Here is an 18,125-nt window from a genome sequence, read left to right on the forward strand (position 1 = left end):
CACGCCCGGTGGCGGCACATGCGGCGCAATGTCGAAGCAGGCTCTGACCGCTTTCTGACGCCAAACTGAACCATTCCTTACGTTTTTGGGGCGAACCCGAGGCTCGCTTTTCAGCATCCGGAAACACAACCGGCTCTCCGGGAAATTCCTGAGTACCGGACCAGGGTTTGGGAGAACAGGGCTTTCCTGAACGGTGACGGGCCCCGGCGCTCGCCCGTCGTCACGCGCATCCGGTCACACGCCGATGCAATAATGAGACTGATTCTTCATTCTCATTAGCGGCCCCATGTCCAGATTCACCTTCGGCAGCCTCCTGTTCGCCGTCGCAGGCAGCGTGCCGGCCCACGCCGTGGCCGACGACACCCGGAGCACACCCGCGGCAGACGCGGCACCCGTCGTCGAGGCCATCGAGGTCGTCGGCCGCCGTCAGGGTGGCGGCTACGAAGCCGGCCAGGTGGACGGCACGAAGAGCTCGCTGCCGCTGCTGGAACTGCCGCAGAGCGTGCGTGTGCTCTCGCGCCAGGCGCTGGACGACCTGGGCGCGGTGCGCCTGGACGAGGTGCTGGACTACGTCGGCGGCGTCTCGCGCCAGAACAACTTCGGCGGGCTGTGGGACAACATCGCGATCCGCGGCCTGGCCGGCAACGAGAACACCGGCATGGCGATGCTGCTCAACGGCCTGGCCGGCAACCGCGGCTTCAACGCGCCGCGCGACCTCGCCGACATCGAGCGCGTCGAATTCCTCAAGGGCCCGGTGGCCGCGCTCTACGGCGCCAGCGAACCCGGCGGCACCGTCAACCTCGTGACCAAGAAGCCGCTGTGGCAGCGCGCCAGCTCGCTCGAGGCCTACGCCGGCAGCTGGGACGCCTACCGCACGGCGCTGGACACCACCGGCCCGCTGGGCGAGCGTTTCGCCTACCGCCTGAACCTGGCCGCCGAGGACAAGGGCAGCTTCCGCGACCACGTGCACAGCGAGCGCCAGGTCGTGGCACCGGCCTTCACCTGGCTGCTGACGCCCGACAGCTCGCTGGAGTACAGCGGCCAGTGGCTGCGCCATGCGACGCCGCTGGACCGCGGCGTGCAGGCCATAGCCGGCAAGCTGGGCCAGGTGCCGCGCACACGCTTCAGCGGCGAGCCCGACGACGGCGACGTCACGGTGCAGAACCAGACCCACCAGCTGGTGCTGCGCCACGACCTGGCTTCCGGCTGGCAGGCACGCGCCGCGCTGTCCTGGCGCCAGACCCGGCTCGACGGCGTTTCCACCGAGCCCAGCCGCGTGCTCGACGACGGCCGCACGCTCTGGCGCCAGCGCCGCGACCGCGACTACCGCTCCAACGACTTCGCGCTGCAGGCCGAGCTGCAGGGCAAGCTCGAACTGGCCGGCCTGCAGCACGAGGTCCTGGCCGGCGTCGACAGCTACCGCTTCCGCCTCGACCAGCGCATGCTGCGTGTGAACCCCAGCGCCGACGCGCCCTACGCGATCGACCTGCTCGACCCGGTCTACGGCCAGACGCCGCCGACGCCGCTGCCCAACACCGACACCCACGAGCACCAGCGCGGCACGGCGCTGACGCTGCAGGACGCGGTGACGCTGGCGCCGGCCTGGCGGCTGCTGCTGGGAGCTCGCACCGAGACCGTCGAGCAGAGCCTGCACAACCGCCGCACCGGCACGACGACCAAGCAGGACCCGACCGAGACCTCGCCGCGCGCCGGCCTGAGCTGGCTGCCGGCGCCGGGCTGGGCGGTGTTCGCCAACGCCGGGCGGAGCTTCCGCCCCAACCCCGGCAGCGACGCCGACGGCCAGGCCTTCGAGCCCGAGATCGGCCGCGCCTACGAGCTGGGCACCAAGTGGGAGTCCGCCGACAAGCGCCTGGGCGCGACGCTGGCGGTCTTCGACATCGCCAAACGCAACGTGGTCTACAACAACGGCAGCGGCAACAGCGCCGCCGCCGGCGAGGTGTCCAGCCGCGGCGTCGAGCTGGACATCGCCGGCCAGCTGGGCACGAACTGGCGCCTGACCGGCAGCCTCGCCTGGTACGACACCCAGGTCGAGCGCGACAGCACGCTGGAGATCGGCAGCCGCCTGCTGGGCGTGCCGCGGCTCAACGCCGGCGTGCTGGCGGTCTACGAGGCCCAGGCGCCGGTCGGCGGCCGCTACGGCGTCGGCGGCGGGCTGACCCACGTCGGCGAACGCGTCGGCCAGGCCTACACCGCGGCCGAGGCCGACGCCGGCACGGAGGCCTTCATGCTGCCCTCGTACACGACGGCCAAGCTGGTCGCCTACTGGGCGGCGACGCCGTCGCTGCGGCTGTCGCTGGACGTCGACAACCTGTTCGACAAGACCTACTACACGAGCTCGTACAGCCGCGTCTGGGTGACGCCCGGCGCGCCGCGCAACGTGACGCTGGGCGTGCAGGCCAAGTTCTGATGACGGCGACCTCTTCACGCCGCGCGCTGCTGCGCGCCGGCGCCGCGCTGCCGCTGCTGGCGGCGATGCGCCGGCCCGCCGCCGCCGCCGCCGCGCCGCGCCTGCGCCTCGTCGGCCCCTGGGAGATCGCCGGCCTGGAACCGGCGATCAGCGGCTACTTCTTCACCCGGCTGCAGGTCTGCGAGACCCTGGTCGAGTCCGACGACCAGGGCCGGCTGCTGCCCGGGCTGGCGCGCCGCTGGACCTGCGACGCCAGCCGGCTGCGCTGGACCTTCGAGCTGCGCCCCGGCGCGCGCTTTCACGACGGCACGGCGGTCGACGCCGCCCAGGTGGTGCGCGTGCTCGAGCGTGCGCACCAGCGCCCCGGGCTGTTGCGCCTGGCGCCGCTGCGTTCGCTGCGGGCGGCAGGCGGCGCCGTCGTCTTCGAACTCGCCGAGCCCTTCGCGCTGCTGCCGGCCTTGCTGACGCACAGCAGCACGATGCTGCTGGCGGCGAGCTCGTTCGACGCCGGCGGCGTGCGCGCCATCGTCGGCAGCGGCCCCTACCGCGTGCACGAGATGGCCGCGCCGCAGCGTGTCGAGGTCCAGGCGCTGGCGCCCGGCCTGCGCGTGCAGCGCGCCGCCTTCCTCAGCGTCGCCCGTGCCGAGACACGGGCGCTGATGGCCGAAGCCGGCGAAGCCGATCTGGCGTTCGCGCTCGACCCGGCCAGCCTGCAGCGGCTGCGGCGCGAGCCGCGTGTCGCGGTGCTGCAGGTGACGGTGCCGCGTACGCTGATCGTCAAGCTCGACAGCGGCCACCGCTGGCTGCGCGACCGGCGCGCGCGGCAGGCGCTGTCGCTGGCGTTCAACCGCGGCGGCATCGCGCGCGGCCTGCTGCGCGACGGCGAGCTCGCCGCCAGCCAGCTGCTGCCGCCGACGCTCGCCGACTGGCATCTGCCGGGGCTCGCGCCGCTGGCCTTCGACCCCGCCGCCGCACGCCGGCTGTGGGCCGAGCTGGGCTGGCGGCCCGGTGCCGACGGCATCCTCGAACGCGGCGGCGAACGCCTGGCGCTGACGCTGCGCACCTTCCCCGACCGGCCCGAGCTGCCGCTGGTGGCCGCCGCGCTGCAGGAGCAGCTGCGCCAGACCGGCATCGATTGCCGGGTGGCGATCGGAAACTCCGGCGAGGTGCCGCTGCGCCACCGCGACGGCAGCCTCGAGATGGCGCTGGCACCGCGCCAGTACGGCCTGACCGCCGACCCGCTGGGCACGCTGATGCAGGACTTCGCCGCCGGCGGCGGCGACTGGGGGGCGATGAACTGGCACAGCCCGGCGCTGGAAGCGGCGATGACGGCGCTGACGCGCGGCGAAGGCGATGCCGCGGCGGGGCGCCGCCGCGTCGTCACGGTGCTGCACGAGGAGCTGCCGGTGATCCCCGTGGCCTGGTACCGGCAGACGGCGGCCGCGGCGCGGCCGCTGGCCGGCATCGCGCTGGACCCGCTGGAGCGCAGCTGGCGGCTCGCCGACATGCCCTGGGCCGGAGGCGGCGCATGAAGGCCTGGCAACACACGCTGCTGCAGCGCGCGCTGCAGGCGCTGCTGGTCGGCCTGGTGGTCGGCACGATCACCTTCTTCGCGATGCGCGCCCTGCCCGGCGATGCCGCCTTCCGCATCGCCGCAGCGCGTTACGGCTACGACCTGGTCGACGCCGCGGCCGCCGCCTCGGTGCGCGCCGAGCTCGGCCTGGACACGCACTGGCTGCCGGCGCTGGGCGCCTGGCTGGCCGACCTGGCGCGCGGCGAGCTGGGGCGCTCGCTGGTCAGCGGCGAGCCGGTCTGGCACGAGCTGGCGCACGAGTTCGGCCACACGCTGGCACTGAGCGCGACGACGCTGGTGCTGGTGCTGCTGCTGGGCACGCCGCTGGGCGTGGCCGCGGCGCTGCGCCCGGGCGGCTGGCTGGACCGCGGCACGCTGGCCGCGGCGGTGGCGCTGCGCGCGCTGCCGCCCTTCCTGCTGGGCCTGCTGCTGATCGTGCTGTTCTCGGTGCAGATGGCGGCGCTGCCGGCCGCCGGCGACGGCAACGGCGCCCAGCTGGTGCTGCCGGCGGTGACGCTGGCGCTGCCGCTGGCGGCGATGCTCGCGCGCGTGCTGCGCGAGTCGCTGCGCGGCGTCACCGCCTCGGCCTACTGGGCCTTCGCGCTCGGCAAGGGCCTGCCGCCGCGTGTCGTGCTGTGGCGCCACGGGCTGCGCAACGCCGCGGTGCCGGTGCTGGCCTGGTTCGGCATGCAGGCCGTGGTGCTGGTCGAGGGCGTGGTCATCGTCGAGACCGTGTTCGCGCGGCCGGGCGTCGGCCACGCGATGGTGCACGCGGTCTTCGGCCGCGACGTGCCGGTGATCCAGGGCGCGGCACTGGTGCTGGGCCTGGCTTTCGTGCTGTTCAACACCGCGGTCGACCTCGCCTGCCTGGCGCTGGACCCGCGCCGACGCTGATGAAGACCGCTCGACGGATCGCTTTCGTGCTGCTCGCGCTGCTCGCCGCGCTGGCACTGCTGGGGCCGCTGGCCGGCCAGGACCCGCGTGTGCAGGACCTGGAGCGCGTGCGCGAATGGCCCTCGGCCGCGCACTGGCTGGGCACCGACCACCTGGGACGCGACCAGTTCACGCGGCTGGCCGCCGCGCTGCGGCTGTCGCTGGGCCTGGCGCTGGCGGCGGTGGCCGCGGCGGCCGTCGCCGGCAGCGCGCTGGGCCTGCTGGCCGCCTGGCGCGGCGGCTGGACCGAGCGCCTGCTGGCGCTGTTCGCCGACGCCGTGATGGCCCTGCCCGGGCTGCTGCTGGTGCTGCTGATGGCGGCGGTGGCGCCGGGCGCCTTCGCGCCGCTGTACGCCGGCCTGGCGCTGGCCTTGTGGGTGGAGTACTTCCGCGTCGTGCGCGCCGCCAGCCGCAGCCTGCTGGCCGGCGAGCCGGTGCAGGCGGCGCGGCTGCTGGGCTTCGGGCCGGGCTACGTCGTGCGCCGCCACCTCTGGCCCGAACTGGCGCCGCTGCTGGCGACGCTGGCGGCCTTCGGCGCCGCCGGCACGGTGCTGGCGCTGGCGGCGCTGGGTTTTGTCGGCGTCGGGCTGCAGCCGCCGGCCACCGAACTGGGACTGATGCTGATCGAACTGCTGCCCTACTGGCGCGAAGCGCCCTGGCTGCTGGCGCCGCCGGTGGCCGCGCTGCTGGCGCTGACCACGGCGCTGATGCTGCTGGCCGACCGGAGGATGCCGCAGTGAGCGCCGCCCTCGACGTGCGTGAGCTGAGCGTGCACGCCGGCAGCACGCCGCTGGTGCAGGGCGTCTCGTTCGAGATCCCGCCGGGCGGCGCGCTGACGGTGCTGGGCGAGAGCGGCAGCGGCAAGTCGCTGATGGCGCAGGCGCTGCTGGCGCGGCTGCCGGCCGGGCTGCGCTCGGGCGGCGAGCTGCGGCTGCAGGGCCGCACGATGGACGCCGCGAGCCTGCGCGCGGCCTGGGGACGGCGCATCGCGCTGCTGCCGCAGGAGCCCTGGGCGGCGCTGGACCCGACGATGCGCGTCGGCGCGCAGGTCGCCGAGGTCCACCGCTGGGTGCGCGGCCTGGACGCCGCCGGGGCGCAGCGCGCGGCCGCCGAGGCGCTGGCCGGGCTGGGGCTGGCGGCGCCGGTGCTGCGCCGTCATCCGCACCAGATCTCCGGCGGCATGGCGCAGCGCGTGGCGCTGGCCGCGACGCTGGCCGGCGGCGCGCCGCTGGTGCTGGTCGACGAGCCGACCAAGGGCCTGGACACCGAACGCCGCGACGAGGTCGTGGCGCTGCTGCGCGGCGTGATGGCCGCCGGCGGCGCGGTGCTGACGATCACCCACGACGTCGCCGTCGCGCGCGCGCTGGGCGGCCAGCTGCTGGTGATGCGCGAGGCCGGCGTCGTCGAGCAGGGCGAGGCGGCGGCGGTCTTCGCCGCGCCGCGCCACGCCTACACCCGCGAGCTGATCGCCGCCGACCCGGCGCACTGGGCGCCGCGGCGCGCGCCGGCGGCGCCGGCGCACGGCGCGCCGCTGATCGAAGCGCGCGGCCTGTCGCTGGCGCGCGGCGGCCAGCGCCTGTTCGACGGCCTGGACCTGCGCATCGGCCGCGGCGAACGCTGGGCGCTGCTGGGGCCCAGCGGCGCCGGCAAGACCTCGCTGGGCAACGTGCTGCTGGGGCTGCTGCCGCCGGACGCGGGCGAGCTGCGGCGTGCGCCCGGTCTCGCGCCGCTGGCGCTGCAGAAGCTCTACCAGGACCCGCTGGCGGCCTTCGCGCCGCAGGTCCCGCTGGGCCAGGCGCTGGAGGACTTCCGGCGCCGCCACCGGCTGCCGGCGGCGCGGCTGCACACGCTGCGCGACCGGCTGGGACTGCCGGCCGCGCTGCTGGAGCGCCGGCCGGCGGCGGTGTCCGGCGGCGAGCTGCAGCGCCTGGCGCTGCTGCGCGTGATGCTGCTGGAGCCGGCGCTGCTCTTCGCCGACGAGCCGAGCTCGCGCCTGGACCCCATCACCCAGCGCGACGTGCTGCGGCTGCTGCAGGCCGAGCTCGACACGCACGGCACCGCGCTGCTGCTGGTCACGCACGACGCGGCGCTGGCGGCGCACATGGCCGAGCACCGGCTGCACATCGGCGGAGTTCAGTAGCTGAGCTTGGCCAGCGCGCTGCGCCGCGAGGCTTCCAGCGCCTGGCCGAGCGTGCGGATGCCTGCGGTCTGCAGCAGCGGGATCATCTTCAGGAAGACCTCGGCGGTGACGATGGCGTCGCCCAGTGCCGTGTGGCGGCCCAGCACCGGCACGCCCAGGCGCTCGGCGATCGCTTCCAGCGAGTGCCGCTCCTGGTTCGGGTGCAGCACCTGCGACAGCAGCAACGTGTCGAGCACCGGCATGTCGAAGCGCACGCCGGCGGCACGTTCCTTCAGCTCCAGGAACCGCAGGTCGAAAGCCGCGTTGTGGGCGACGAGCACGGTCTCCTGCGCGAAGGCATGCAAGGCCGGCAGCACCTCGCGGATCGTCGGCTGGCCGGCGACCATCGCCGGCGTGATGCCGTGGATGGCGATCGTGCGTTCGGGGATCGAACGCTGCGGGTCCACGAGCTGCTCGAAGCTCTCGTGGCGGCGCAGCTTGCCGGCGACGATGCGTGTCGCGCCGATCTGCAGGATCTCGTCGCCGGCCGAGGGCTCCAGGCCGGTGGTCTCGGTGTCGAACACCGTGTAGGCGAGCTCGGCCAGCGTGCGCTCGGCGAGTTCGAGCGCCATCTCGCGGGTCTGGAACAGGTCGAAGTCGTAGAACTCCGGGCGGCTCTCGCGGCGCGCCAGCAGCCCGCTGTCCAGCGGCTCGGCGGCGTCGGCCAGCGGCAGCAGGAAGCGGAAGAAGGCCTCGGCACGCACCCGCTCGCGCTCGAACCAGAACGTGCCGCCGTGGCGCTGCACGACGTCGCGCACGGTCAGCGCGCTGGCCTCGCCGTCGACGCGCATCGCCTCGGTCTCCCAGGCCACCGCGGTCTCGGTGCTGACGCCCGGGCCGATCCAGGCCAGGTCGAGCTGGGCGCGTGTGCCGGCGCGCTGCAGCCGGATCTGCACCACCTTGACGCCGTACTCGTCGACCACGCGCCCGGCGAGGAAGACCAGGGCCTGGATCAGCGAGAAGCTGTCGAGCTTGAGCCACAGCGCCGGATCGACCTCGGTGCCGGCGGTGCGGCAGCGGTGTTCGGCCTCGATGCGGCGCAGCGCCGCGGCAACGAAGTCGGCGCCCTGCATGTCCTCCAGCGGCCAGCGCGTGCGCATGGTCTCGGTCGTGTAGTGCGCCAGCTCGCCGATGCGGTGGCCGAGCGCACGCACCTCGTCGCGGATCACGCCCTGCAGCCGCGCCGCCGTGGCTTCGTCCAGCGCCGGGTCGTCGATCAGCTCGACGGCGGCCTGCAGGTTGGCCAGCGACGCCCGCCCGGCCTCGGTGTGTTCGTGCAGCCGGCGGTCGCGCTCGGACTCCTCGGCGAAGTCGCGCGTGATGTTGTCCAGCATCAGCACGAAGCCGGCGAGCGGGCCGGCTTCGTGCTCACGCACCGGCGCCAGCTGCACGCGCAGCAGCTGGCCGCCGCGCGTGGCGGTGACGAACTGCGCCGACGGGTGCGCCACGCCGCGCTGCAGCCGCTGCTGCACCATCTCCAGCGCATGGGCGACCAGGGCGCGGTCGAAGACGGCGTAGATCGAACGCCCGATGCCCAGGTACTCGGCGCCGCCGATCGCCGGCGCCGGCGACAGCGCGCGGAACTGCAGCCGCGCGCGGCCGTTGTAGAGCAGGATGCGGCCGTCGAGGTTGCAGACGACGACGCTCTGCGTCAGCTCGGCCATCAGCGCCGCCAGACGGCCCTTCTCCTGCTCGACCAGACGGCTGGCCTCGTGCACCCGGGCCTCGACCTCGGTGCGCCAGACGGCCCGTTCACGCAGCAGCCGGTTGACGGTCTCGACCAGCGCGCGGCTGCCGGCGCTGCCGCGCGGCTCCAGCTCGCGCCCCGGCGCGCCGGCCAGCAGCACCTGCAGCAGCTCGGCGACGCGGCCGGGGGTCGCGCCCCAGTGGTGCCAGGCCCATCGCATCCAGACGCCGGCACCGATCGCGACGACGACGAGCAGCAGCAGCAACAGCGTCGTGCGCGGCCCGAGCAGCGCCCAGAGCGCGGCGCGTTCGGCCGGCTCCAGCGTCGCCGCCAGCATCGCGGCCACCAGCGCCGCGGCCAGCGCCAGCAGCGCCGCGGGCGCCAGCGCGGCGAGCCACTCGGGACGTTCGGGCTTCATGACAGCAGGCGGCGCACCCGGTCGGCCAGTTCCCGCGTGGAGAAAGGTTTGGCGACGTAGGCGTCGGCGCCCAGGCCCAGGCCGTGCGCGACGTCGGCGTCGCCGCAGCGGGCGCTGAGCAGCACGCAGCGCGTGGCGGCGCAGGACGCGTCGGCGCGCAGGGCCTGCAACACCTCGAAGCCGCTGCGCCCGGGCATCACGACGTCCATCAGCAGCAGGTCGGGATGTTCGCGGCGCAAGGTGTCGAGCGCCTCGTCGCCGTCGCGTGCGACCAGCACGCGCCAGCCTTCGCGGCGCATCAGGAACTCGAGCGGGATGACGCTGTTGGGCTGGGCGTCGGCCAGCAGCACGGTCTTCATCGTCTGCCTCCTCTCGTCGCGGCCCGGGTGGCCGGCGGGCACATCGTCGCGGCGCCCGGCGCGATGCTGCGCGATCCGGGCGTGGCGCGCCAGTGGCGAAGAACCCGCGGGGCCGGGACGACGGAACGCGGCGCCACGTTCAGAGCTTCTCGAAGCGGAAGTGCTGGCGCAGGTAGGCGCGCAGGCGCTTGACGACGGCCAGCGAGTCGCGCAGCGGCTCACGCTCCAGCAGGCCCAGCGCCGAGGGCTGGACCTCGTTGTCGGCCTCGCGCCCGGCGGCACGCGCCCGCAGCTGGTGCTGCAGGCGCAGCGTCATCAAGAGGTGCAGCGCGTCCTCGAGGTCGCGCGCCAGCGTCGTGTCGAGCGCGCCGACGGCGACCAGCGCGTGCAGCCGCGCGACGGTGCCGGTCTCGCGCAGGTGGCGCTGCAGCGCCAGCGCGCGCACGCCCTGCACGATCGGGAACAGGCCCAGCTTCTTCAGGTCCAGCGCCGCTTCGTCGCGCCGGCCGGGCAGCCAGCCCAGCCAGTGGTGCGGCTCCTGGAACTGGTCGGCCGCGGCGGCAAAACGCGCCAGGTAGGCGTCGTGGTCGCCGAACAGGCGGTGCAGGTGCTCGCGCAGGCCGTCGAGCAGCGTGGCGTCGCCGGCCACCGCGACCGCGTCGCAGAAGATCGCCAGCCGCATCGGCCCCTCGGCATCGCGGCCCATCACCCAGTCGCGCAGCTGCTCGCGCCACTGGGCGACCGGGCGCCGCCACAGCGGGTTGGTGACCATGATGCCGCCGGGGCACGGCGGGTAGCCGAAGTCGGCCAGCGCGGCGCTGAAACGCCGCACCGCGGCCTCGGTGTCGGGGTGCTCGAAGCCGTCGCGCAGGATCAGCGCGTTGTCCTGGTCGGTCTTCAGCACCTGCTCGCCGCGGCCTTCGCTGCCCATCACGACCAGGCAGCTCGCGGCCACCAGCTCGGCCGGCGCGACCAGCGACCACAGCCGCTGGAACAGCCGCGCGTGCAGCTCGCCGACCAGGTGCGCGATGCGCTCGACGTGCACGCCGCTGGCGGCGAACAGGCCGACCATGCGGTCGATCTGCAGCGCCGCGGCCTTCAGCTCGGCCACCGAGCCGGCCTCGTCGATCTGCAGCGCCGCCAGGTGCGAGTGGTTGGCGACGAAGCTCACCAGGTCGAGCTGGCCGAGCAGGCCGACGATGCGCTCGCCGTCGCGCACCAGCACGCGGTGCACGCGGTGGCGCACCATCAGCCACAGCGCCTCGAAGACCTCGGCGTCGGCCTGCACGGCGATGACCGGGAAGCGCGCGACCTCGCGCACTGCCAGCGCCGCCGGCGGCTCGGGCCGCAGCAGCGCGTCGCGCAGGTCGGTGGTCGTGAAGATGCCCAGGCGCTCGCCGTCCTGCACCAGCGCGTGGGTCAGCCCGCGCTCGGACAGCTGGCGGCACAGCGACACGAGGTCGGTGCCGCCGTCGACGACGAAGGCCTTGCGGACGTAGGCGTCACGCACCCGCGCCGTGACCAGCGACAGCACTTCCTGCCGGGGGTCGGACACGGGTGCGCGCCCTGCGTTCAGTGGCCGCTGGCGGCGGAGGCGCCGATGCCGGTCTCCGAACGCACCTGCTGCGCCAGGAAGCCGGCGCGGTCGACCTTGGCGCGGGCGCTCTTGTCGAGCACCGAGAACAGCCAGATGCCGACGAAGCCGATGGTCATCGAGAACAGCGCCGGGCTGGTGTACGGGAACAGCGCCGAGCCCTTGGGGTTGCCCAGCGTCGCTTCCCACACCGACGGCGAGACGATCGTCAGGCCGACCGAGGAGATCAGGCCGAGGAAGCCACCGATCACCGCGCCCTTGGTCGTGCAGTCCTTCCACAGCACGCTCATGAAGAGCACCGGGAAGTTGGCCGACGCGGCGATCGCGAAGGCCAGCGAGACCATGAAGGCGATGTTCTGCTTCTCGAACGCGATGCCCAGCACGACGGCGACGATGCCCAGGCAGACGGTCGTGATGCGCGACACCTTCAGCTCGGCGGCGCTGTCGGCCTTGCCCTTCTTGATGACGGTGGCGTAGAGGTCGTGCGAGACCGCCGAGGCGCCCGACAGCGTCAGGCCGGCGACCACCGCGAGGATGGTCGCGAAGGCCACCGCCGAGATGAAGCCGAGGAAGACGTTGCCGCCGACCGCGTTGGCCAGGTGCACCGCGGCCATGTTGTTGCCGCCCAGCAGCCCGCCCTTGGCGTCGAGGAAGCCGGGGTTGGTGAGCACGAAGGTGATGGCGCCGAAACCGATGATGAAGGTCAGCAGGTAGAAGTAGCCGATCCAGCCGGTGGCCCACATCACCGACTTGCGCGCCTCCTTGGCGTTGGGCACGGTGAAGAAGCGCATCAGGATGTGCGGCAGGCCGGCGGTGCCGAACATCAGCGCCATGCCGAAGCTGATCGCCGAGATCGGGTCCTTCACGAAGGTGCCGGGGCCCATGATCGCCTGGCCGAGCGCGGCGGCGTTCTCCTTGCCGTCGGCGGTGGCGAGGTCGGTCTTGATCTTCACCGCCTGCGCGAACATCGCCTCCGGCGAGAAGCCGAAGTGCAGCATCACCATGAAGGCCATGAACGAGGCGCCGCCCAGCAGCAGGCAGGCCTTGATGATCTGCACCCAGGTGGTGGCCGTCATGCCGCCGAAGAGCACGTAGACCATCATCAGCGCGCCGACGATGACCACCGCGATCCAGTACTCCAGGCCGAACAGCAGCTTGATCAGCTGGCCGGCGCCGACCATCTGCGCGATCAGGTAGAACGCGACGACGACCAGCGTGCCCGAGGCCGCGAACACACGCACCGGGGTCTGCTCGAAGCGGAACGCGGCGACGTCGGCGAAGGTGAACTTGCCCAGGTTGCGCAGCCGCTCGGCCATCAGGAAGGTGATGACCGGCCAGCCGACGAGGAAGCCGATCGAATAGATCAGGCCGTCGAAGCCCGAGGCCATCACCGCCGCCGAGATGCCCAGGAACGAGGCCGCCGACATGTAGTCGCCGGCGATCGCCAGGCCGTTCTGGAAACCGGTGATGCCGCCGCCGGCGGTGTAGAAGTCGGAGGCGCTCTTGGTCTTGGACGCCGCCCACTTGGTGATGTAGAGCGTGCCGAGGACGAAGAGGCCGAACATGCCGATGGCGGTCCAGTTCGTCGCCTGCTTGGTGGCCTGGCCGAGGTCGGCACCGGCGGCCCAGACCGCGGCGGAGACGCCACCGAGCGCGGCCAGCGTGAGCAGACGGCGCAGATGGGTGGAGAAGGAGTTTGAACGCATCGTGTCAGCCCTCGATGGCGCCAAACGCCACTTCTTTTGCATGAATCTGGATCATCGAGCGGACGCCGCGGACGGGCTCCGACCGGCCGCTGGCGGCGCCCCCTTGAGGGGGCTTCGGCGGGACGTTGACCGTCCGGTGGACGGTCGGCGCCAGCCGAAGAGCCGGGCCAACGGCCCGGCGCGGCCTGCAAGGTGCGCCGAAGGCGCTGCGGGGGTGGGTCATTTCAGCACCGCCTTGGCAACTTCGTCGGCCAGATCGTCATAGGTCTTGTTGGCGCGCTGCACGTAGATCGCCGTGATGACGATCGTGAACACGATGACGCCGAAACCGATCGGGATGCCGATCGTCATCACGCCGTCGCCGAGGCGCTGCGACAGGAACTCCTTGTTGAAGGCGACGAGCAGGATGAAGCCGTAGTAGACGACCATCATCGCCGCCGTCAGCCACCAGCCGAAGCTGGAGCGCTTGGACTTCAGTTCCTGGTACTTCGGGTGGCTCGCGATACGCCGTGCGAGTTCTGCGTCCATGGTTTGTCTCCGGTATTTGAGGACTTGCCCCCATGGTTCGGGCGCGGACTGACCGACTTCTGACGCTTTCCCAACAGCGCCTGACGCGACACTGAACGCTTGCTTACACGCGGGGCCTCTCACCTCGGAGCGTGCCGGCCGAGGGCACGCCCCTCCCGATTTGCCCTATCAGGGATAGTCCGGACCGCCGTGTCGACGGGGGTCAAACGCCGGCTCCGGGATGCCCCGGAGTGCATTCAGCGCGTGGGGGCGCGCAGTCGGTCGGCGAGCATCGGCAGGCCGTCCAGGCCCCAGAACTGCTCGCCGTCGAACTCGACGGTCGGCACGCCGAAGACGCCGCGTGCGGCGGCCTCCTCGGTGTTGGCGCGCAGCGCGGCCTTCACCGCGTCCGAGGCCGGGTCGGCCACCGGCGCCAGCGTCGTGGTCAGCGCCGCCAGCCGCGCCGGGTCGTTCGGGTCGCCGCCTTCGGCCCAGACATGGCGCAGCACGGTCTCGACGACACGCCGGTTGGGGCCGCAGGCGACGATCAGCCGCAGCAGCGCCAGCGAGCTGAACGGGTGCGGCTGCGGCAGCTCGAAGGGCAGCCCGTGCTGCCCGGCCAGCCAGCGCGTGTGGCGGTAGATCCAGTCGCGTTTGGGCGCCACCTCGACCGGCGCCTTCTGGCCCCAGTGCTGCAGCAGCGCGCCCAGCAGCACCGGGCGGTACTCGAGCTCGACGTCCAGGCCTTCCAGCACGTCGGGCAGGCGCTCGAACGCCAGGTAGGCGTAGGGCGAGACGAGGTCGAAGCGGAAGACCAGGCGCTTCATCGTGGCGCTGCGGGTGGGCGCTGCTGCCAGACCACGCGGCGTTCGGCGAGGCGTTCGAGCACGCTGCGGCGCTCGTCGTCGGGCATCGTCGACCAGGCGGCGATCTCGTCGAGCGTGCGCAGACAGCCTTCGCACCAGCCGCTGGCCGCGTCCATGCGGCAGACGTCGATGCAGGGCGAGGGCACGCCCGAGCCGAAACGCGTGCTCACTGGGGCACCCTACGGCCTGCGGCCGGTCCCGCCACGCGGGAATGAGCGCCGGACAAGTCCTGAGCGCTCACTGGGGCACCCTTCGGCCTGGCGGCCGGTCCCGCCAAGCGGGAATGAGCCCCGGACAAGTCCTGAGGGCTCACTGGGGCACCCTTCGGCCTGGCGGCCGGTCCCGCCGAGCGGGAATGAGCCCCGGACAAGTCCTGAGGGCTCATGGCTGCTGCACCACGTCGGCGACCGGCGCGCCGGTGAGCTGCTCCAGCTCGGCCGGCGAGAGCTTGAAGACGCCGTGTGGATGCCCGGCGGCCGCCCAGATGAGGTCGAAGCGGAACAGCTCGCGGTCGATCAGCGTGAACGCCGGCGTCGTGTGCGCCAGCGGCGAGACGCCGCCGATCGAGAAGCCGGTGCGCGCCTTGACGAAGTCGGCGTCGGCGCGGCCCAGCGCGCCGGCGATCGCCGCGACCCGCTTCTCGCAGACGCGCCGGTCGCCCGAGGTGACGACCAGCACCGCGCTGTCGTCGGCCTTGCGGCGGAAGATGACGCTCTTGGCGATCTGGCCGACCTCGACGCCGAGCGCCGCGGCGGCCTCGGCCGAGGTGCGAGCCGGCGTGTCCAGCCACAGCGGCGGGTGCGGGTGGCCACGTTCGGCCAGGGCGCGCGTGACGCGCTGGAAACCTTCGGGACGGTCGAGCAGGGAATCGATGGCGTTCATGGTTCAGGAAGAGACGGCGACACGCCGCGCCAGCAGCGCGCGCGCGGCGCGCGAGGCCGTGGGCCGGCCGACGACGCCCGAGATGTAGGCGCCGGCGTCGACCAGTCGGTCCAGGTCCAGCCCGGTGTCGATGCCCAGGCCGTGCAGCAGGTAGACCACGTCCTCAGTGGCGACGTTGCCGGTCGCGCCCTTGGCATAGGGGCAGCCGCCGAGGCCGGCGATGCTGGTGTCGAAGACGTGCACGCCCAGGTCCAGGCAGGCCAGGATGTTGGCCAGCGCCTGGCCGTAGGTGTCGTGGAAGTGGCCGCTGACCTCGGCCAGCGGGTAGTGCTTCAGCGCGCGCTCCAGCGCACGCTGCGCCGCCAGCGGCGTGCCGACGCCGATCGTGTCGGCGATGCCGACGTGGTCGACACCGATGGCCTTCAGGCCAACGACGACACGCTCGACCTCGTCGGGCGTGACCTCGCCCTGGTAGGGGCAGCCGAGCGCGCAGGACACGGCGCCGCGCACCTTCAGGCCGGCGGCGTGCGCCGCCTCGACGACCGGCGCGAAACGCTCCAGGCTCTCGGCGATCGAGCAGTTGATGTTGCGCCGGCTGAAGGCCTCGCTGGCGGCGCCGAAGACGACGACCTCGTCGGGGCGCGTGGCCAGCGCCACTTCCAGGCCCTTCAGGTTGGGCGTCAGCACCGAGTAGCGCACGCCGGCGCGGCGTTCGATGCCGGCCATGACCTGCGCCGCGTCGGCCATCTGCGGCACCCATTTCGGGCTGACGAAGCTGGTGACCTCGATCTCGCGGCAGCCGGCGTCCTGCAGCCGGCGCACGAGCTCGATCTTCTCGGCGGCGCCGACCGGCGCGGCCTCGTTCTGCAGGCCGTCGCGCGGGCCGACCTCGACCAGGGTGACACGGTCCGGTTTCATCGCCGGGCACTATAGCGAGCACCGGATCGCCAGGCCGGCAGCCGGGTCCGCGCCCGGTTCATGCGTCCCCCGACAGCCGCAGCAGCTCGCTGCCTTCGGCGACCGTGTCGCCGGCGCGCACCAGCAGCGCCTCGACGACGCCGTCGCGCGGCGCGGTGATCGTGTGCTCCATCTTCATCGCCTCCAGCACCGCCAGCGCCTGGCCGCGGCGCACCGCCTGGCCGGCCTCGACGGCGATCGCGACGATCTTGCCGGGCATCGGCGCGCTCAGCCGGCCGGCTTCGCCGGCGTGGTCGCCGGCATGGGCGATCGGGTCGTGCAGCGTGACCAGCCGGTGGCCGGCCGGCGCGAAGACGGCGCGCCGCTCGCCGTCGCGGTGCACGGCCAGCAGCACACGGTCGTCGCCCAGGCGCACGTCGTGGCGGCCATCGCCGAGCGCCCGCGCCCGCAGCGGCCAGCGCTGCTCGCCCAGCGCCAGCACCGCTTCGCCGTCGTGGCGGCGCTGCACCGTCGCGACGACGCGTTCGGCGCCCATCTCCAGCTCGAAACGCCGGCGCGCGCCGCCGTGCAGCCGCCAGCCGTCGCGCCGCGACCAGGGGTCGGCGTCTTCGGTCTCCGCCTCGGCGGCGCAGGCGTCGGCGACGACCGCGGCGGCGGCCCACTCGGGCGCCAGGCCCGGCGCGTCGAACAGCGCCGCGTGTTCGCGTTCGATCAGCGCGGTGTCCAGGTCGGCCTGGGCGAAGGCGCGGCTGGCGACGACGCGGCGCAGGAAGGCGACGTTGTTCGCCGGGCCGACGAGGCGCGTGGCGGCCAGCGCCGCATCCAGCCGGGCCAGCGCCTGGGCGCGGTCTTCGCCCCAGACGATCAGCTTGGCGATCATCGAGTCGTACCAGGGCGTGATCGCATCGCCTTCGCCGAAACCGCCGTCCAGGCGCGGCAGCTGATCGTCGCGGCGGAACTCGACGTGTTCGGGCCAGCGTGCGACCACCAGCCGCCCGGTCGCCGGCAGGAAGCCGGCCTCGGGGTTCTCGGCGCAGATGCGGGCCTCGATCGCGTGGCCGCGCTGCACGATGTCGGCCTGCCCCGCGGGCAGCGGTTCGCCGGCGGCCACACGCAGCTGCCACTCGACGAGGTCCAGCCCGGTCACGGCCTCGGTCACCGGGTGCTCGACCTGCAGCCGGGTGTTCATCTCCATGAAATAGAAACGCAGGTCGCCGTCGTCCAGCTCCTCGGCGATGAACTCGACGGTGCCGGCGCCGACGTAGCCGACGGCCTGCGCCGCGGCCACCGCGGCGGCGCCCATCTCGGCGCGGCGCGCGGCCGTCAGCCCGGACGCCGGCGACTCCTCCAGCACCTTCTGGTGGCGGCGCTGCACCGAGCAGTCGCGTTCGCCGAGGTGGATGCAGTGCCCCTGCGTGTCGGCGAAGACCTGGATCTCGATGTGGCGGGGCTTGAGCACGTAGCGCTCGACGAGCACGTGGGCGTCGCCGAAGCTGGCCTGGGCCTCGCGCTGGCAGGACGCCAGCGCGGCGGCGAAGTCCTCGGCGCGGTCGACACGGCGCATGCCCTTGCCGCCGCCGCCGGCGCTGGCCTTGATCAGCACCGGGTAGCCGATGCGCGCGGCTTCGTCGGCCAGGCGCGCCGGATCGTTGTCCTCGCCGTGGTAGCCCGGCACCAGCGGCACGCCGGCCTGGGCCATCAGCGCCTTGGCCGCGGCCTTGCTGCCCATCGCCCGGATCGCCGCCGGCGGCGGGCCGATGAAGACCAGCCCGGCGTCGGCGCAGGCCTGGGCGAAGTCCTCGTTCTCGCTCAGGAAACCGTAGCCCGGGTGCACGGCCTCGGCGCCGGTGGCGCGCGCGGCGTCGAGGATGCGCTGCCAGCGCAGATAGCTGTCGCGCGGCGCGGCGCCGCCCAGCGCCACGGCCTCGTCGCAGGCCATCACGTGGCGCGCGCCGGCGTCGGCGTCCGAGTAGACGGCGACGCTGCGCACGCCCAGGCGGCGCGCGGTGGCAGCGACGCGGCAGGCGATCTCGCCGCGGTTGGCGATCAGGATCTTGCGGAACATCGGCTCTCTC

The 18,125-nt window shown here is 73.4% G+C and carries 15 protein-coding genes; 5 read left to right on the forward strand and 10 right to left on the reverse strand.

Annotated elements, in window-relative coordinates:
• Positions 1-286 precede the first annotated feature (286 nt).
• Genes EV684_RS18310 through EV684_RS18330 form a run of 5 tightly spaced genes read left to right on the forward strand, consistent with a single transcriptional unit; the run spans position 287 to position 7,074 of the window.
• Positions 287-2,428 carry a TonB-dependent siderophore receptor gene (locus tag EV684_RS18310; protein ID WP_132648733.1) on the forward strand — a complete coding sequence of 714 codons (2,142 nt, stop codon included), beginning with the start codon at positions 287-289 and terminating at the stop codon, positions 2,426-2,428.
• The gene (locus EV684_RS18315; protein ID WP_132648734.1) at positions 2,428-3,960 is read left to right on the forward strand and encodes an ABC transporter substrate-binding protein; all 1,533 of its coding nucleotides are present in this window, start codon (positions 2,428-2,430) and stop codon (positions 3,958-3,960) included. The genes EV684_RS18310 and EV684_RS18315 overlap by 1 nt, the downstream gene beginning before the upstream one ends.
• Positions 3,957-4,895 carry an ABC transporter permease gene (locus EV684_RS18320; protein WP_132648735.1) on the forward strand — a complete coding sequence of 313 codons (939 nt, stop codon included), beginning with the start codon at positions 3,957-3,959 and terminating at the stop codon, positions 4,893-4,895. The genes EV684_RS18315 and EV684_RS18320 overlap by 4 nt, the downstream gene beginning before the upstream one ends.
• Positions 4,895-5,674: an ABC transporter permease gene (locus EV684_RS18325; RefSeq protein ID WP_132648736.1), complete on the forward strand. Its 780-nt coding sequence runs from the start codon at positions 4,895-4,897 to the stop codon at positions 5,672-5,674. Before EV684_RS18320 ends, EV684_RS18325 begins: the two co-directional genes overlap by 1 nt.
• Positions 5,671-7,074, forward strand: a complete 1,404-nt coding sequence (locus EV684_RS18330; RefSeq protein WP_132648737.1) for an ABC transporter ATP-binding protein — start codon at positions 5,671-5,673, stop codon at positions 7,072-7,074. The genes EV684_RS18325 and EV684_RS18330 overlap by 4 nt, the downstream gene beginning before the upstream one ends.
• Here the strand turns inward: EV684_RS18330 and EV684_RS18335 are convergent.
• The 10 genes from EV684_RS18335 to EV684_RS18380 form a co-directional block, all read right to left on the reverse strand.
• Complete coding sequence (locus tag EV684_RS18335) at positions 7,068-9,218, reverse strand: 3'-5' exonuclease (protein WP_132648738.1); 2,151 nt, start codon at positions 9,216-9,218, stop codon at positions 7,068-7,070. The genes EV684_RS18330 and EV684_RS18335 overlap by 7 nt on opposite strands.
• On the reverse strand, positions 9,215-9,577 hold the full coding sequence (locus EV684_RS18340) for a response regulator transcription factor (RefSeq protein ID WP_132648739.1): 363 nt from the start codon (positions 9,575-9,577) through the stop codon (positions 9,215-9,217). The genes EV684_RS18335 and EV684_RS18340 overlap by 4 nt, the downstream gene beginning before the upstream one ends.
• 139 nt (positions 9,578-9,716) lie before the next feature.
• Complete coding sequence (locus EV684_RS18345; protein WP_132648740.1) at positions 9,717-11,132, reverse strand: DUF294 nucleotidyltransferase-like domain-containing protein; 1,416 nt, start codon at positions 11,130-11,132, stop codon at positions 9,717-9,719.
• A 17-nt stretch (positions 11,133-11,149) separates the two neighbouring features.
• Positions 11,150-12,877 (reverse strand): cation acetate symporter, encoded by a 1,728-nt coding sequence (locus EV684_RS18350; protein ID WP_132648741.1) that lies wholly within the window; start codon positions 12,875-12,877, stop codon positions 11,150-11,152.
• Positions 12,878-13,096: 219 nt separating this feature from the next.
• Positions 13,097-13,405, reverse strand: coding sequence for a DUF485 domain-containing protein (locus EV684_RS18355; RefSeq protein WP_132648742.1), 309 nt, complete (start codon positions 13,403-13,405; stop codon positions 13,097-13,099).
• Between the two features lie 236 nt (positions 13,406-13,641).
• Positions 13,642-14,211 (reverse strand): 2-hydroxychromene-2-carboxylate isomerase, encoded by a 570-nt coding sequence (locus tag EV684_RS18360; protein WP_132648743.1) that lies wholly within the window; start codon positions 14,209-14,211, stop codon positions 13,642-13,644.
• Positions 14,208-14,366, reverse strand: coding sequence for a DUF1289 domain-containing protein (locus EV684_RS18365; protein WP_207184512.1), 159 nt, complete (start codon positions 14,364-14,366; stop codon positions 14,208-14,210). Before EV684_RS18365 ends, EV684_RS18360 begins: the two co-directional genes overlap by 4 nt.
• Before the next feature lie 265 nt (positions 14,367-14,631).
• Positions 14,632-15,132 carry a YbaK/EbsC family protein gene (locus EV684_RS18370; RefSeq protein WP_132648745.1) on the reverse strand — a complete coding sequence of 167 codons (501 nt, stop codon included), beginning with the start codon at positions 15,130-15,132 and terminating at the stop codon, positions 14,632-14,634.
• Between the two features lie 3 nt (positions 15,133-15,135).
• Entirely contained in the window at positions 15,136-16,050 is a 915-nt protein-coding gene (locus EV684_RS18375; RefSeq protein ID WP_132648746.1) for a hydroxymethylglutaryl-CoA lyase, read from the reverse strand.
• 58 nt (positions 16,051-16,108) lie between these two features.
• Entirely contained in the window at positions 16,109-18,115 is a 2,007-nt protein-coding gene (locus EV684_RS18380; RefSeq protein WP_132648747.1) for an acetyl/propionyl/methylcrotonyl-CoA carboxylase subunit alpha, read from the reverse strand.
• Positions 18,116-18,125 lie beyond the last annotated feature (10 nt).

It is taken from the genome of Rubrivivax gelatinosus (genome assembly GCF_004340905.1).
GTDB lineage: Bacteria > Pseudomonadota > Gammaproteobacteria > Burkholderiales > Burkholderiaceae_C > Rubrivivax > Rubrivivax gelatinosus.